General features: G+C 58.4%; 1 protein-coding gene. It reads left to right on the forward strand.

The features are described 5' to 3' along the window. Positions 1–108 precede the first annotated feature (108 nt). The coding region (locus ACIBO2_RS58825) for a reverse transcriptase/maturase family protein (RefSeq protein ID WP_397305362.1) at positions 109–1,364 on the forward strand (1,256 nt) is incomplete at its 3' end.

The raw sequence follows: 1,364 nt of genomic DNA on the forward strand, positions 1-1,364 counted from the left end.
GACGGAGCCGCCGTAGTACCCGCCCCGATCGGGATACGGCCACTTAATCAGTGGCGAAGGGAAAGGGCGGCAGGTAATGGAGCGTCAAGTGGGAAGGGGTTCGGCCGGATGGTCGGAGCAGACCTCAAACGACTGGGCGTAATCGCACATCTCAACCGGGACCCGTCATGGGTCAACAAGGATCTCTACCGCCTCATGTACTGCGAGGACTTGTACCTTGCTGCCTATGAGAGGCTGAAGAGCAAGCCCGGGAACATGACGCCTGGCATTGATGGATCAACTCTCGACGGCTTCTCAAGGGAAACCATCAGGAGGATCACGGACGCCATGCGTAACGAGAGCTTCCGGTTCTCCCCCGCCAGAAGGGTGGAGATCCCTAAGGCCAACGGCAAGACCAGGCCGCTTGGGATCGCCTCTCCGACTGAAAAGGTCGTACAGGAAGTAGTCAGAATGGTGCTGGAGGCGATCTATGAGTCGACCGAAGGCCCGACGTTCCTGGAGTCCTCCCATGGGTTCCGGCCGGAACGCAGCTGCCACACGGCTCTGAAGGAGATCAAGAAGGTTTGGACGGGGATCCGATGGTTCATCGAAGGGGATATCTCATCCTTCTTCGACAACATCGATCATGACATCCTCATTCGACTGCTCCGCAGGCGTATCAGTGACGAGCGCTTCCTGAACCTGATCAGAAAGGCGCTGAAAGCCGGGGTCCTTACTGGACTTGGGCTGGAGGCCACCAGGATCGGGTCGCCGCAGGGAAGCGTGCTCTCTCCCACCCTGGCCAACGTGTACCTACACGAGCTGGACAGGAAGATGGACGAGATCATCACACGGGAGACCAAGGGCAAAGGACCAGCGCCCAACCCTGACTACATGCGGCTGACGCAGCGCCTGTACGTGGGAAGGAAGACTGGGAAGATGCCCGCCGACGAGGCAAGGGCCTTAATCAAGAAGATGAGGTCTCTTCCCTCGTACCTCCCCGAAGATCCAGGCTACATCAGGGTGAGATATGTCAGATACGCCGACGACTGGGTTGTCGGGGTCATTGGGCCCAGACGCCTTGCCGAAGAGATCAGGGCCGAAGTCGCCACGTTCCTCAGGGAGGAGCTGAGGCTCCACCTGAACGTGGAGAAGACGCATATTCGGCATGCCAACTCCCAAGAAATCACCTTCTTGGGGGTCAGGATCTCCGGAACAGGCAATCGAAACGACGAAGTAGTCAAAGCGTCGAACTGTAAGGGCAAACGTCACTACAAGAGGCGCAGGACCAGAGGGAACATGACCCTCAAGGCCCCGATGGACGAGATCGTCGCAAGGTTGCACCAGAAGGGTTTCTGCCAGAAGGACGGCTATCCGGACAGCAA

This window comes from Nonomuraea sp. NPDC050022, assembly GCF_044460705.1.
GTDB lineage: Bacteria > Actinomycetota > Actinomycetes > Streptosporangiales > Streptosporangiaceae > Nonomuraea.